Below are 14,675 nucleotides of genomic sequence, written 5' to 3'. Positions count from 1 at the left end.
CTTAAGGCCTTGGCCTTAAGCTTTTTTTAGCATTACGATGTTTGAAGCGCTTCTTTTAAGTCATCATTAGATAACGTCCAGATTTCTTCATTATGAGACTTCAAAAACTCACGAAGCAAAGCCTTAGACTTGTTATCCATTTCTTCTACCATAATGCGTCGTTTTAAGGATTTATCCATTTTGTTTACATGTTCAGGAAGTGACTTATAGCCGCGACGAATTTCACGATCAACGGTCATTTCACATGCTGTCATACCTGCGTAGTAAGGTCCTTCTTGCTTGCGATCAATCGTTACCCATACAAGCCAATATAACTTGCCGTTTGGCACCTCGTCTTTATTCGGTAAGAACTTAATTCCTTTTTCTACTACACTTCTGGCATGCATCGCACCAATATCGACAAATACTTCTTCATCGCTTGGGCAAACAAAAACCGGTGAAATGTTTTCTAAACTTAACGCTCCAACCCCGTAGCCGCCGTGGCCGTCGGTTGAATCGTCTTTTATGATATTAAATCCTATACTTTTCTTTTTTGGCTGAGTCATAGTAAGCCTCCTCTATTTAGTAAATCAGTGGTGCTAATATCTGCTGAAAGATATTCATCACAAACGTTGCTGCTCCGTTTAGAAGCGGCCAGATTACAATTCGATCCAGAGGTGTAATCACAAGAATCAAAAATACAAAAATACCCCAAGACTCATACTGCGTCATTTTGGCTCGCGTAGACGGCGGAACGAGATCTTCAATCACGCGGTAGCCGTCTAAAGGCGGAAAAGGCAACAAGTTAAATACACCTAGTGTTAGGTTTATTTGAATAAATAATGTAAAAAAACGATAAAGCGCATCGTTGTCCACTGCGGCATTGTTCATCAAATAGTAAATAAGCAAGCCGATAAATGCCAACAACAAGTTGCTAAACGGTCCCGCTATCGATACTAGAATACCAGCTAAACGAGGCTTTTTAAAGAAATAGCGATTAACAGGAACCGGCTTCGCCCACCCAAAACCTGCGATAATTAACAAAAGCGTTCCAAATGGATCTAAATGTGCCAGCGGAGAAAGCGTTAGCCTTCCTTGCTTTTTAGCCGTGTGGTCTCCAAATAAATAAGCTACATACGCATGTGCAAACTCATGCAGTGTGAATGCAACAATAAGGGTCATCACCACGTAAGGAAGGTCTTGCAATGAAAAAGCTAAAAAATGTTCCACTCTTTATCTCCTTTATTTTAAAATAATTTCTACACATCATATCTACTAAATAAACCGTTTGCTTACGAAGAAGGATACAAGACTTCTTGAATATGGCCTCAAAGGTCTCAAAAACCAGACATGGGCTCCCTATGGCCCCACCTGGTTTTTAGCATCGATGTTATGATAAAAAGTATACTACAGATTATGACCTGCATCACTACCTCATACTGTCATTTTATTCAGAAAACGGGTACACTAATCATATACTGACCAAAAAGGAGTGTACACATTATGCCAGTTGTAACTGTTAAGATGCTTGAGGGCCGTACAGATGATCAAAAAAGAGCTCTTGTTGAAAAAGTGACGGATGCTGTTGTAGAAACAACAGGTGCATCACCTGAAAAAGTATCCATTATCATCGAAGAAATGTCTAAAAACCATTACGCTGTAGCGGGCAAGCGCATGAGCGATCAATAACGCCTACATAAAAAAAATGCCATAGGAGTTGACCTATGGCATCTTTTTAATGTACAGACAGAGTTGCCTGAAGTTTTTCAATATATTCGTATGCTTCTGCAATGTCTTCTTCTGTATAGTTTTGCTTACGCTTTAACGTAAACACTTTTTCTTTTACTTCTTCTTTAGATAAGTTATCAAAATATAAAATCGTAGAGACGAGCTCCAAAAATTTAGAGCTTTGCTCGTTCATATCCTTCATACATTCCTGCAAGTGAGGAAGCTCTAAATCATAGTGACTTAAAAATCCTTCTCCCGCTTCTGTTAATACGTAACGATACTGCATATACCCGCCTTTTTTCTCTTTAATTTCACTTAAAAAGCCCAAGTTACACAGCTCCTCAATTCGAAGCGTTAATTCCTCAGAATAAGGTCCAAAAAAGTGAAAATTATACTTTTCATAAAAAGGAAACTTCAGTTTTTTTCCGATAAATATCATCTTTTGTAACTTTTTTCTGCCAACAACTTCTCCCGCCGCGGAAAATACTTTCACAATCTTTGCGTGATCGTTTAACACAGCCCCTTCAACTCCTATACTATTTAACTCTGATCTCCTTTTAGTAAGTTTATAATCTGATCTTTAACTTTTCGCTTAGACGACAATTGATCAATGAGATCTTGTGGAAAATATAATTTATGATCGGTTCTCTTTTTCCCTGAAATTGCTTCAACAATCTCCGACTGACGTGATAATTCACGCACTTCATTATTTGGCATCAACAGATGAATCGGCAAACGTTCTTCCTCTTCACCCGGTCGATAAAAATCGTATGGTAGGTCGCTTGAAGAATCGACGACTAAATAATAATCTGGGTTAATGCCCGCTTTTTTAAAAAGTGTTGTAAGCTCCATCCACATTTTCATTTGTGAATTTGGATTAAACTCAATGTACTTAAAAAGCTGACGATTCATAAATCTTCGGCATAGATCAGATAAAATTTCATCCTCTTCTTCTTCCCATGCTTGAAAATAAAATAAAATAACAGATTCATCTAATTTCAAATACTCTTTTAGCGATATTTCTTCTTCAAAAATCGAATAAAAATGAGTGGGCTCCTGCTTGAACTCATAGTAATGATGATGGAGCTCTTTCGCGCGATGTAAAATTTTTGTCAAAATAACTTCAGCACTTCTCGTAACAGGATGAAAATACACTTGCCAGTACATTTGGTAGCGGCTCATAATATAATCTTCAACCGCATGCATACCGCTGTGTTTAATCACGGCTTGGTCTTCCCGAGGACGCATAACACGAAGAATTCGTTCCATATCAAAGTGACCGTAGCTTACTCCTGTGTAATACGCATCACGCTGCAAATAATCCATGCGATCTGCATCAATTTGACTGGAAATTAAACTAACGACAAGCTTATTTTCATATGTTTTCGCGATTACTTCGGCCACTTTTTTAGGAAAATCCTTTCCCACTTTCGTCAACACTTGATTTACCTCCGTGTCACCTACGATAATGGCTTGTGTAAATTCTTCATGATCTAAGTGGAAAACCTTCTCAAATGAATGTGAAAACGGACCGTGACCTAAATCGTGCAGTAAAGCAGCACAAAGACAAAGAAGACGCTCATCTTCATTCCATTCAGGGCGTCCTTGAAAACCGTCGTCAATAATACGGCGCACAATTTCATAAACACCTAAGGAATGACTAAAACGGCTGTGTTCAGCCCCATGAAACGTTAAGTATGTCGTTCCTAGCTGTCTAATACGACGCAGCCTTTGAAATTCGGCTGTCCCAATTAGCTCCCAAATAACACGATCTCTTACATGGATATAGCGGTGAACAGGATCTTTAAATACTTTTTCTTCACTGAGTTTTTCATTAGGATATGTCATTTACATACCTCTCTATCTTCACTTTGTTGTTGCTATATTTTTTCGACACTCACTTCCTATTTTCCTATTCAGAATAAAAAATCACCTTGTCAAGCAACCAAGGTGATTTACCTAACAAACAAGGCGATTCTGTTTGTAAGAAGCTCGTTCGACAAATAAGTAGCAGAAAAGCAGCTATTTATTGTTTCACTATCTATTTTTTTACTTTTTTTTCAATCTTCTCGATTAATTCGTCCTCTGTTGGCGCTGCTACAGGACGGTTATTTACAAATGCAAATGACTTTTTACGTCCGGGTCCACAGTAAGACTGGCAACCGATTTGTACTTCAGCTTGTTCATCTATTTTTTTAAGTCGAGGTAACAACGTTTTGACGTTTGTTGCCTGACAATCATCACAAATTCTAAATTCATTTGCCATGTTGACACAATCCTTTCAAAATTGGTTCATCATTTTGTCTAAGGGGTATTTTACCCCTATTTGAAGTCCGATGCAAGTTAAAGAAGGAAGCAAAATCTATCATACTCCTAGAAGAAATGGTATAAAGTATGGATTTTTTGTACATGATGATACTACAAAACATGATTACTATGAGTCATGGAAAATAGAGGAGTGAACAAAGTGAAAGATAGACAAGATGCTTGGACAGAAGAAAACGACTTATTATTAGCTGAAACAGTATTGCGCCATGTCCGCGAAGGAAGTACGCAGTTGAATGCGTTTGAAGAAGTTGGAGATGAATTAAATCGAACTTCAGCAGCATGTGGATTCAGATGGAATGCTGTTGTACGCCATCAGTATGAAAAAGCACTGCAGCTAGCTAAAAAACAGCGAAAACAGCGTATGCGTGCACTTGGACAAGAGCAAGGCAAAAAGAAATTATTATATACGCCACCAGCATCTGTAGAGCATGTGGAACAAATGATGTCTGCGCCTACAGCAACATATAACTTACCTGAAACACACGTAGAAAGAAGCAGCAGTGAGGAGCTTTCAATGGCTGATGTTATTCGCTTCTTGCAAACAATGCCAAATCAAGCGAGCAATTTACAAGCATTGCAAAGCGAAAACAAACGCTTGATGCAAGAAAATGCAGAGTTAGCTAAGAAAAACACAGAGTTGGAAAAACAAATTAAACATCTCGAAGCTAATGCTACTACTATTCAAGAAGACTATGAAACATTAATGCAAATCATGAACCGTGCGCGAAAGTTAGCTCTATTTGATGAAGAAGAGCGTTCTTCTACTACGTTTAAAATGGATCGTAACGGAAATCTTGAGAAAATGGCTGAATAAGCTACACGAACGAAGAAAGAGGGATGTCCAACTTGGCTCTGCTTTCTTCTTTTTCTATTTTACAGACAATGACCTGACGCCTTTATGCTATAATATGTTCGTTTACTGTTTATAAAGGGGTTTGAGATATGCAGCAGAATAGTTTGAAACTTTTAGCACAGCCCGCTTGGCGTATTATTGATCAATCCAGTCTAGGTCCTCATTTTGATGCCCGTCATTCTTTTGCCATCGATGACACGCTTTGTACAACCGTTGGAAGAGGTGAATCTCCAGCTGTCATGCGCTCATGGGTGCATCACGATACGATTGTATTAGGCATTCAAGATACAAAGCTCCCTCACCTGGCTGAAGGTGCAGCTTATTTACATGAACAAGGGTATAAAACAATCGTCCGCAATTCAGGCGGCCTCGCTGTCGTACTTGATCAAGATGTTCTAAACATTTCTTTAATTTTTCCAGATGCAGAAAAAGGAATTGATATTGATCGTGGCTATGAAGCCATGTTTGATTTGATTAAGGCCATGTTTGCATCTTACGGTACCGCAATTGAAGCGAAGGAAATCGTAGGATCCTATTGTCCCGGCAGCTTTGATTTGAGCATTCGCAATCAAAAATTTGCAGGCATTTCACAGCGACGCGTTCGCGGCGGTGTGGCCGTACAAATTTACTTATGCGTTAACGGAAGCGGCTCTAAACGCGCTTCTCTCATTCAAGAGTTTTACAAAAAAGGGCTCCAAAACACAGAAACTAAATTTTCATACCCAAATATCGAGCCTCATACAATGGCTTCTCTATCTGAACTATTACAGATTGATTTAACCGTTTCTGATGTCATGCTGCTTTTATTGCAAACACTGAATAGCATGAGCTCTTCTCTTGTAAATATGCCTTTAAATGCTACCGAACAAATGCTGTTTGAGACGCAGCTGCAGCGCATGTATGACCGCAATGAAAAAGCGTTGGGTTCATTAGCCGAATAAAAAAACTCCGCCCTAGGACGGAGTTTTTTTATTAAAGTGCTTGAGCAGCTGTGATTAAAGCAAGCTTGTACACATCTTCTTCGTTACAACCGCGAGATAGATCGTTTACCGGTTTGTTTAGACCTTGTAAGATTGGACCTACTGCTTCGAAGTTTCCTAAGCGCTGTGCAATTTTGTAACCAATGTTACCTGCTTCAAGGCTTGGGAATACAAATACGTTTGCATCTCCTTTGATCACTGAACCTGGTGCTTTCTTTTCAGCTACAGAAGGAACAAATGCTGCGTCGAATTGGAATTCGCCGTCTAATGTTACGCTTGGTGCTAATTCTTTTGCAATTTCTACTGCGTTTGCTACCTTTTCTGTTTCCGGAGATTTTGCTGATCCTTTTGTTGAGAAGCTTAGCATAGCAACACGAGGATCGATATCGAACATTTCAGCTGTACGAGCACTTTCGATAGCAATTTCAGCTAAATCTTGGCTGTCAGGTGAAATATTGATTGCACAGTCAGCAAATACGTATTTTTGATCGCCGCGAACCATGATAAATACGCCAGATGTTTTCTTAACACCTTGTCTTGTTTTGATAATTTGTAGAGCAGGTCGCACTGTGTCTGCTGTAGAATGAGCAGCTCCGCTTACAAGACCGTCAGCTTTGTTCATATGAACAAGCATTGTGCCAAAATAATTTTCATCTAATAAAATTTTGCGAGCATCTTCTTCTGTTGCTTTGCCTTTACGACGCTCAACAAATGCTGCCACCATTTCATCAAATTCAGAGTAGCTTTGAGGATCTAAAACCTCAACACCGTCTAATTTTACGTTTAATTCTGCTGCTTTTGATGCTACCGCGTCTTTATTTCCAACAACGATAGGCTTTAAGATATTGTCGGCAGCTAAACGAGAAACAGCACCTAATACGCGCTCATCTAATCCCTCTGGGAATACGATTGATACATCGCTAGCTGATACTTTTTGTTTTAAACCTGTAAATAAATCACTCAAAGTAAATCCTCCTCGATATGTAAAAAACTTTTCTCATAATAGGATACTCCACTTTTTTTAAAAATCAAAGGCATGTCCTTCAAGAATCCATGATTACGAAAAAGTCTTTTAATTCTTAATTTTCCGCTAACACTCAAAATAAAACCTGTTTTTACTTTGCAACAATTGTTTAAAGTTTAGTCACAAAATCACAGGTTTTTCATTCCAGTTCTTCGGACAAACTATGATATAGTAGAATTGGAATTTATCATAATCGGACAATAGGAGTGAAACGAAATGGCAGAAGCAGCACAAACATTAGACGGTTGGTATGCACTTCATGATTTCCGTTCAATCGATTGGGGCGCTTGGAAGCAGTTATCAAGCGACGATCGCCAAGCGGCCATCCATGAATTTTTAGGTTTGATTGAGAAATGGAAAGGAACTGAAGCTGAAAAGCAAGGCAGTCATGCTTTATATACCATTGTCGGCCAAAAAGCAGATTTTATGCTAATGCTTGTTCGTCCTACTATGGAAGAACTAAATGAAATTGAAACAGAATTTAACAAAACCAAGCTTGCTGAGTTTACCATTCCTACTTATTCATATGTATCAGTAGTTGAATTAAGCAACTACTTACCTGCTGGGGAGGATCCTTATGAAAATCCTCAAATCCAAGCTAGACTATATCCAACTTTACCAAAAGCTAGTCATGTTTGCTTTTATCCAATGGATAAACGTCGTCAAGGAAATGACAATTGGTACATGCTTCCTATGGAAGAACGACGCAGCTTAATGCGCAGTCATGGAATGATTGGACGTCAATACGCTGGAAAAGTAAAGCAAATCATCACGGGTTCTGTTGGTTTTGATGATTACGAGTGGGGCGTTACTCTTTTTGCAGATGACGTACTTCAATTTAAAAAATTAGTATACGAAATGCGTTTTGACGAAGTAAGTGCTCGCTACGGGGAATTTGGCAGCTTCTTTGTCGGAAATTTATTAAAAGAAGAAGCTATTGCACGCTTTTTACACGTGTAAACTAAGCCGCAAAAGCGTTCATCTCTTTTGTAACGCCTAGAGCAATGAACATCAATGAGCTTCACCTGTAAAAAACCTGTTTCCAAGTGGAAACAGGTTTTTTATTTTCTAGCCATGGCATATTCGCACTTGCAGGACCATATATATACAACAGTGTCACAAGTAAGCGAGGTGGGATAATGGCAGTCGTTGCACACAACGAAGAAGATGTTAAGCTCCTAGCCAGACTCATTCGAGCTGAAGCTGAAAGTGAAGGAAAACAAGGGATGTTACTGGTAGGAAATGTAGGCGTGAACCGTGCTAAAGCTCCCTGTTTGGATTTTAGAAATATAAGAACCATTCGTCAGATGGTGTTTCAAAACCCAGGCGGATTTGAAGCAACTCAAAAAGGCTACTTTTACCAGCGTGCCCGCCAGTCTGAAATTACACTTGCACGACGTGTATTAAGAGGGGAACGTTTTAACCCCGCGGAAAACTCACTGTGGTTTTTCAAGCCCAGCGGCGACTGTCCTGCTCAATGGTATAACCAAAATAACACAGGACGATTTAAATCTCACTGTTTCTTTGCACCAACTCAAGCTGATTGTCCAGGAGTTTACTAATTTCTTTTTGTTTGAAGGAGGTTCCTATGAAAAAACCAAAGTCTAATCAACCGCAACAGCAATATATGCAAAATCCGTATATGAGTCCAAACTACCCTTATTATATGCCTCAGCCGCAGCAGCCAGGCGGACAGCAGGTTCAAGGGCAAAGCCAAGGAGGTCCGCCCCCTACCTCTTCTGGAGGCAGTGGTGCCCCGCAAGACCCAAATCAACTGCCCATTGAAGAATCATATATTGAAAATATTTTACGTTTAAATCGAGGAAAAATAGCGACTGTATATATGACGTTTGAAAATAATACGCAGTGGAACGCGAAGGTCTTTAGAGGAGAAATTGAAGCAGCCGGACGCGATCATATCATTTTAAGTGATCCGCAAACTGGCACCCGCTATTTACTGCTTATGGTTTATCTCGATTACATTACTTTTGAGGGTCCAATCAAATATAATTATCCGTTTAGCGGTGGAGGACAGCAGTTGAGCAATTATTCTCCGCGTTAAAAAAACCCCTTTTCAGGGGTTTTTTTATAGCCATTTTACAGCTGCAACAACAATTAAAATCCAAGCCACAATAAATGCAACTCCACCTAGCGGAGTAATCGCGCCAAGAACTTTAATGCCGGACGTACTTAATACATAGAGACTGCCTGAAAACAGCACAATCCCTGCAAACATAATCCAGCCCGAAGCTGTTAACAAAGAAGACTGAGGAAATTTGCTTAATAGAAACGCAATGACAAACAGTCCTATTGCATGGAACATCTGGTACTGCACTCCTGTTTTCCATACCTCTAAATACTTCTCTGAGATTTTCCCTTCTAACCCGTGTGCTCCAAAAGCACCAAGAGCAACCGCTAACATCGCATTGATTGCACCGATTATTAAAAATAGTTTCATTTTTTTCTCCTCACTTTAGAAATCAAACAAACTATCGCCGTTTGCATCATCTGATTTCAATTTCGTTCCTTCAAAATTAGGTTTGGATGACTGAATAATCTGTTGCTGCATAATCTCAGGCGATTGCATAATTTCCGGTGAAGACATGACAACAGGTTTTGAAACCGAGACAGGTTTCGATGCTGAAACCTCTTCATTTTGATCTAATGCAAGCTCACACAGTGCTTTGATAGCAACCAATTGATCTCGAACGTTCCCACTATTCGAATGGTGCTTCGCTTTTTGTACTTCTGCACTAATTTTATCAAGGAGCTGCGCCATTTTTATATCCATGTAGACACCTCATCTTACATTCAATATGACTTTATACAGCTATTTTATCAAAAGATGAAATAGGAGGCTATGTCTGAAGCTAATCTTCATGAAATGCTCACTTTTACACATCATCAATTTGCCAATCGATGGATTGACGTCCGTGTTGGAGCAAAAACTCATTTGCTCGTTGAAAATGATTATTGCCAAAAAAGCCTCGATTAGCTGAAAATGGGCTAGGATGCGGGCTTTCCAAAATTAAATGGTGTGAATGATGAATGAGCTCTTTTTTAGCTTGTGCATGTTTGCCCCACAGCAAAAACACGACCGGCTCCTCTTTTTGTGCCACTAATTCAATAATGCGGTCCGTCAGCTGTTCCCATCCTTTTCCTTTGTGAGAATTCGCTTCCCCTCTTCTAACCGTCAAAACAGTGTTAAGCAAAAGAACACCTTGTTCTGCCCATTTGACTAAATAACCGTTATTCGGAATGTGATAGTCCATTTCATTTTTCAGCTCTTTGTAAATATTCACTAAAGAAGGCGGTGTTTTGACTCCTGGTTGAACAGAGAAGCTCAGTCCATGCGCTTGATTTGGTCCATGATAAGGATCTTGTCCCAATATGACAACTTTTACATTTTTATAATCCGTATAGTGTAAAGCGTTAAAAATATCATATTTATCAGGATAAATGGTGTGGTGATTATATTCATCCACTAAAAATTCTCGAAGCTGTATGTAATAGTCTTTTTGAAATTCTTCTTCTAATAAAGGAGCCCAGTCATTTTTTAAAATACTCATTGCTTATCACCTCATAATAATCTTTTTTGTTATTTTATCGTAAACTCTGCCGCCTGCTCAAACGTTGCCTGCTTTAAATACGCTGAGAGCCTGGGCATATTTTAATATTGTCATGTTCAATGAAACTTTGTATACACTTATAAAGAGTGTATTTTTATATTAAAGGAGGGATTCCATATGATCATCAGCAATCCCCACCAAATAGACGTAACCTACAGCCTGGGTGTTACACCCGTTGAACCAATGATACCAAGAAAATACACCGTTTTCCCAGGTCAACACACTTCTGTTCCTTCCATTCAAATCGGCATTGAATTTGCCTACGATCATATGCAAAAAGAGCGGAACGAATATTTAGCATCCTTCGTCTTCGATAAAGGTTTTTATTCCCTTACTGTGTATTATTACATCGGTGCGCATACATCAACAGATGAAACCATTACACGCTACCTTCACTTTTTAGAACAACTCCCTGTTATTCTATCGTCTATCTATCACGCTGATGCTTCCTTTTTCGAAAAACATCCACTTTTAATGCACTGTCCTATTTTTATCATTGCCGATAGCCCTGAGCTGCCATTTTCAACAAAAAAATCTATCGGTTCCCTGTATCAATATAAATAAATGAGAAAAGCTACTGTTAAAATAACGGTAGCTTTTTCTCCGTATTCGAAACAAAATACTTTTAAACTTGTTAAAAACATGGAATAATAACTACAAATTGTTTTAATCTATTTGCGTTAACCCTTTAAAATCGTTACAATTTATTAGTAGTTCTATACATAAAGGAAAAGGTAAACAAGCAATCATTCGTTTGTTTATAAAGGCCGAGTTTAACGGGCAATGAATCCCCAGATTTCATTTAAGTGTTGTCTGTTAAAGCGGAAAAAAATTGAACGTAACTACGACAAAGTGAGGTCCTAGAAGTAATGACAAATGTACAACCAAAATCCATTATCGTAATTTTTGGCGCTACAGGTGATTTAGCAAAACGTAAGTTATTCCCCTCTATTTTCCGCTTATATAAAGCGAACAAACTATCGGAAGATTTCGCTGTTGTTGGTGTCGCAAGAAGACCTTGGACTAATGACGAATTACGCGAAAATGTAAAAAAATCAGTGAGCAGTTTCAAAAACAGTGACGCTGACATTGAAAAGTTTGCTTCACATTTTTATTACCAACCGTTTGACGTAACAGATGTCGCTTCTTATCAAGAATTAAAAAGCCTAACAGAAAGCCTTGATGAGCAATACAACGTGCCTGGAAATCGTATTTTCTATCTAGCAATGGCACCTGAATTTTTCGGAACGATTGCTTCGAATTTAAAAAATGAAGGTTTAACACAAACAGAAGGCTGGAGCCGCCTAGTCATTGAAAAGCCGTTTGGCCATGATTATCCTTCTGCTAAAGAATTAAATGAACAAATTCGCCATGCATTTAAGGAAGATCAAATTTATCGTATCGACCACTATCTCGGTAAAGAAATGGTGCAAAATATCGAAGTTATCCGTTTTGCAAATGCTCTATTTGAACCGATGTGGAACAACCAATACATTTCAAACATCCAAATTACGTCTAGTGAGACGCTTGGTGTAGAAGACCGTGGCCGTTACTATGAATCTTCAGGTGCCCTTCGAGATATGGTACAAAACCATATGCTTCAAATGGTGGCCCTACTTGCAATGGAACCGCCGATTAAATTAACACCGGAAGAAATTCGCAGTGAAAAAGTAAAAGTATTGCGTGCTCTTCGCTCTTTATCAGTGGATGAAGTAGATGATTATTTTGTACGAGGTCAATACGGCAAAGGTGTACTTGAAGGAGAAGAAGTTATCGGCTATCGCGAAGGAAACTCGGTTGATCCTGAGTCTAATACCGCTACATTTGTATCTGGTAAGCTTATGATTGATAACTTCAGATGGGCTGGCGTACCGATTTATATCCGTACAGGTAAACGCATGAAAGAAAAAGCAACGACAATTGTTGTACAGTTCAAAGACTTACCAATGAACCTGTACTTCAATAAAGATAAAGAAATTCATCCAAACTTGCTTGTCATTCATATCCAACCGGAAGAAGGCATTACGCTTCACTTGAACGCGCGTAAAACGCCAGGTGCCACATCATCCACACCGATTAACTTGAACTATTGCAATAACTGTGGAGATAAAATGAATACACCGGAAGCTTATGAACGCCTTATTTATGATTGCATGCTTGGAGATGCAACGAACTTTACTCACTGGGATGAAGTAGCCCTTTCTTGGAAATTTGTTGATACTATCTCAGAAGCATGGGAAAGCACAAAAGCACAAAACTTCCCGAACTACGAATCAGGTTCAATGGGACCAAAAGAATCAGACGCATTGCTTGCTGAAGACGGTTTCCACTGGTGGCCAGTCGGAGAAGACAACTTCTCACCTAAAGAGTAAACAAAAAAAGCAGCTGTAGTATACAGCTGCTTTTCTTGTTTTTTATTTTAACCACTCAGTATGGAATACGCCCTCTTTATCAACACGTTGATATGTGTGAGCTCCGAAGTAGTCACGTTGCGCTTGTAAAAGGTTCGCTGGTAGCGTTTCTGTACGGTAGCTGTCATAGTAAGCTAATGCACTTGAGAAACTTGGTACAGGAATACCTTGTTTAACCGCAATTGAAATAACTTCACGAAGAGCCGACTGATAGCCTTCTACGATATCCTTGAAGTATGGGTCTAACAATAAGTTTGTTAGATCTGCATCGCGATCGTAAGCTTCTTTAATTTTTTGTAAGAATTGTGCACGGATGATACAACCACCGCGGAAGATCATTGCAATATCACCGTACTGTAAATTCCAGTCATATTCTTCAGAAGCTGCTTTCATTTGAGCAAACCCTTGCGCATATGAACAAATTTTACTCATGTACAATGCTTTACGAATTGCTTCTACTAATTCGGTTTTATCGCCTTCAAATGCAGCTGCATTTGGACCGCTCAATACTTTGCTTGCTTTTACACGTTCTTCTTTCATAGCTGAAATAAAGCGTGCAAATACAGATTCCGTAATGATTGGTAGTGGTACACCTAAATCAAGCGCACTTTGGCTTGTCCATTTACCTGTACCTTTTTGACCTGCAGTATCTAAAATAACGTCTACAAGTGCTTTACCTGTTTCTTCATCTTTTTTCGTAAAGATATCAGCTGTGATTTCAATTAAGTAGCTATCTAGCTCGCCTTTATTCCATTCAGCAAATACTTTATGTAATTCATCTGTTTCTAAGCCTAATACGTTTTTCATGATGAAGTATGCTTCACAAATTAACTGCATATCGCCATACTCGATGCCGTTATGAACCATTTTTACGTAGTGACCTGCACCATTTGGTCCAATGTATGTGCAGCAATCATCGCCTTCAACTTTCGCTGAAATAGCTGTTAAGATTGGTTTTACAAGTTCATATGCTTCTTTTTGTCCGCCAGGCATGATTGAAGGTCCTTTTAATGCGCCTTCTTCTCCGCCGGATACGCCTGTACCGATGAAATGGATACCTAATTCTTCTAGCTCTTTGTTACGACGAATTGTATCCTGGAAGAATGTATTTCCGCCATCGATTAAAATGTCGCCTTTTTCTAAGTATGGTTTTAACGAATCAATTGTTGCATCTGTAGCAGCACCAGCTTTAACCATTAATAAAATTTTACGCGGTTTTTCAAGAGAATTAATAAACTCTTCCACACTGTATGTACCTGCAAAATTTTTACCTTCTGCTTCTGTTTTTAGGAACTCTTCTGTCTTTTCAGGAGAGCGGTTATAAACTGAAACAGAATAGCCTCTGCTCTCAATGTTTAGCGCCAAGTTTTTCCCCATAACCGCTAAACCGATAACACCGATTTGTTGTTTTGCCATGTTAAATTCTTCCCTTCATGTGTAATATGAATTGGTCAACCTAATCGTAACTGAACATATCATAAAGAAAGTTACAGATTCAAGTTTGATATAACCATAATCATACGTTTTATTATACACATTTGAAAAGAATCATGCTCACCGAACATTGATTATTTTGAAGAAAATTTCGATAAAATAAGTGAAATGAACGCAGTTACTAATCATCCGTACATTCTTAACTACCTTTAGACGCATTTTAACATTTTCTTAAACAATTACTTTTGTTAAAATATTAAGCAGTTAATCATTTCAATGAATTGATGATCAACACGGTTGTTACCGTTT

The 14,675-nt window shown here is 38.7% G+C and carries 18 protein-coding genes; 8 read left to right on the top strand and 10 right to left on the bottom strand.

From position 1 onward, the window contains the following. Positions 1-32: 32 nt before the first annotated feature. Positions 33-545 carry a YwhD family protein gene (locus tag SCI76_RS14530; protein ID WP_013085495.1) on the bottom strand — a complete coding sequence of 171 codons (513 nt, stop codon included), beginning with the start codon at positions 543-545 and terminating at the stop codon, positions 33-35. 16 nt (positions 546-561) lie between these two features. Further along, entirely contained in the window at positions 562-1,209 is a 648-nt protein-coding gene (locus SCI76_RS14525) for a site-2 protease family protein (protein ID WP_028411960.1), read from the bottom strand. Between the two features lie 273 nt (positions 1,210-1,482). Here SCI76_RS14525 and SCI76_RS14520 point away from each other — a divergent pair, with 273 nt between their 5' ends. Further along, positions 1,483-1,668, top strand: coding sequence for a 2-hydroxymuconate tautomerase (locus SCI76_RS14520; RefSeq protein WP_013085497.1), 186 nt, complete (start codon positions 1,483-1,485; stop codon positions 1,666-1,668). A 46-nt stretch (positions 1,669-1,714) separates the two neighbouring features. Here the strand turns inward: SCI76_RS14520 and SCI76_RS14515 are convergent, their stop codons facing one another. From SCI76_RS14515 to SCI76_RS14505, 3 genes are all read right to left on the bottom strand, one after another. Beyond that, positions 1,715-2,224, bottom strand: coding sequence for a YwgA family protein (locus SCI76_RS14515; protein ID WP_033580386.1), 510 nt, complete (start codon positions 2,222-2,224; stop codon positions 1,715-1,717). 23 nt (positions 2,225-2,247) lie between these two features. Next, positions 2,248-3,555 (bottom strand): HD domain-containing protein, encoded by a 1,308-nt coding sequence (locus tag SCI76_RS14510; protein ID WP_013059849.1) that lies wholly within the window; start codon positions 3,553-3,555, stop codon positions 2,248-2,250. A gap of 193 nt (positions 3,556-3,748) precedes the next feature. Continuing rightward, positions 3,749-3,973, bottom strand: coding sequence for a DUF1450 domain-containing protein (locus tag SCI76_RS14505; RefSeq protein ID WP_013059850.1), 225 nt, complete (start codon positions 3,971-3,973; stop codon positions 3,749-3,751). A 201-nt stretch (positions 3,974-4,174) separates the two neighbouring features. Between SCI76_RS14505 and SCI76_RS14500 the strand changes: the two genes are divergently transcribed. Further along, positions 4,175-4,849 (top strand): RsfA family transcriptional regulator, encoded by a 675-nt coding sequence (locus SCI76_RS14500; protein ID WP_048021705.1) that lies wholly within the window; start codon positions 4,175-4,177, stop codon positions 4,847-4,849. A gap of 128 nt (positions 4,850-4,977) precedes the next feature. Further along, the gene (locus tag SCI76_RS14495; RefSeq protein ID WP_048021703.1) at positions 4,978-5,829 is read left to right on the top strand and encodes a biotin/lipoate A/B protein ligase family protein; all 852 of its coding nucleotides are present in this window, start codon (positions 4,978-4,980) and stop codon (positions 5,827-5,829) included. A gap of 31 nt (positions 5,830-5,860) precedes the next feature. Here SCI76_RS14495 and pta read toward each other — a convergent pair whose 3' ends face one another. Then, a complete protein-coding gene (pta, locus tag SCI76_RS14490) occupies positions 5,861-6,832 on the bottom strand; it encodes a phosphate acetyltransferase (RefSeq protein WP_013059853.1) in 972 nt (323 codons plus the stop codon). A 276-nt stretch (positions 6,833-7,108) separates the two neighbouring features. Between pta and hemQ the strand changes: the two genes are divergently transcribed. The 3 genes from hemQ (at position 7,109) to gerQ (ending at position 8,954) form a co-directional block, all read left to right on the top strand. Continuing rightward, positions 7,109-7,852, top strand: coding sequence for a hydrogen peroxide-dependent heme synthase (gene hemQ, locus SCI76_RS14485; RefSeq protein WP_013059854.1), 744 nt, complete (start codon positions 7,109-7,111; stop codon positions 7,850-7,852). Positions 7,853-8,031: 179 nt separating this feature from the next. Then, complete coding sequence (locus tag SCI76_RS14480; RefSeq protein WP_016765947.1) at positions 8,032-8,454, top strand: cell wall hydrolase; 423 nt, start codon at positions 8,032-8,034, stop codon at positions 8,452-8,454. 26 nt (positions 8,455-8,480) lie between these two features. Beyond that, entirely contained in the window at positions 8,481-8,954 is a 474-nt protein-coding gene (gene gerQ / locus SCI76_RS14475) for a spore coat protein GerQ (protein WP_168761637.1), read from the top strand. 24 nt (positions 8,955-8,978) lie between these two features. Here the strand turns inward: gerQ and SCI76_RS14470 are convergent, their stop codons facing one another. The 3 genes from SCI76_RS14470 to SCI76_RS14460 form a co-directional block, all read right to left on the bottom strand. Beyond that, positions 8,979-9,350, bottom strand: coding sequence for a DUF423 domain-containing protein (locus SCI76_RS14470; RefSeq protein WP_034264472.1), 372 nt, complete (start codon positions 9,348-9,350; stop codon positions 8,979-8,981). Between the two features lie 15 nt (positions 9,351-9,365). After that, a complete protein-coding gene (locus SCI76_RS14465) occupies positions 9,366-9,683 on the bottom strand; it encodes a YwdI family protein (RefSeq protein WP_028411956.1) in 318 nt (105 codons plus the stop codon). A 103-nt stretch (positions 9,684-9,786) separates the two neighbouring features. Next, on the bottom strand, positions 9,787-10,461 hold the full coding sequence (locus SCI76_RS14460) for a uracil-DNA glycosylase (protein ID WP_028411955.1): 675 nt from the start codon (positions 10,459-10,461) through the stop codon (positions 9,787-9,789). Between the two features lie 177 nt (positions 10,462-10,638). Between SCI76_RS14460 and SCI76_RS14455 the strand changes: the two genes are divergently transcribed. Together SCI76_RS14455 and zwf are read left to right on the top strand one after the other, a co-directional pair. Continuing rightward, positions 10,639-11,085, top strand: a complete 447-nt coding sequence (locus tag SCI76_RS14455; RefSeq protein ID WP_013085507.1) for a staygreen family protein — start codon at positions 10,639-10,641, stop codon at positions 11,083-11,085. 305 nt (positions 11,086-11,390) lie between these two features. Next, on the top strand, positions 11,391-12,893 hold the full coding sequence (gene zwf / locus SCI76_RS14450; protein WP_013085508.1) for a glucose-6-phosphate dehydrogenase: 1,503 nt from the start codon (positions 11,391-11,393) through the stop codon (positions 12,891-12,893). 42 nt (positions 12,894-12,935) lie between these two features. Here zwf and gndA read toward each other — a convergent pair whose 3' ends face one another. Continuing rightward, positions 12,936-14,348, bottom strand: coding sequence for an NADP-dependent phosphogluconate dehydrogenase (gene gndA / locus SCI76_RS14445; protein WP_310884137.1), 1,413 nt, complete (start codon positions 14,346-14,348; stop codon positions 12,936-12,938). Between the last annotated feature and the right edge of the window lie 327 nt (positions 14,349-14,675).

The organism is Priestia sp. HNGD-A6 (assembly GCF_045784335.1).
GTDB lineage: Bacteria > Bacillota > Bacilli > Bacillales > Bacillaceae_H > Priestia > Priestia zanthoxyli.
The sequence above is the reverse complement of the archived record's forward strand: the minus strand, read 5'-3'. Positions and strand labels throughout refer to the sequence as shown.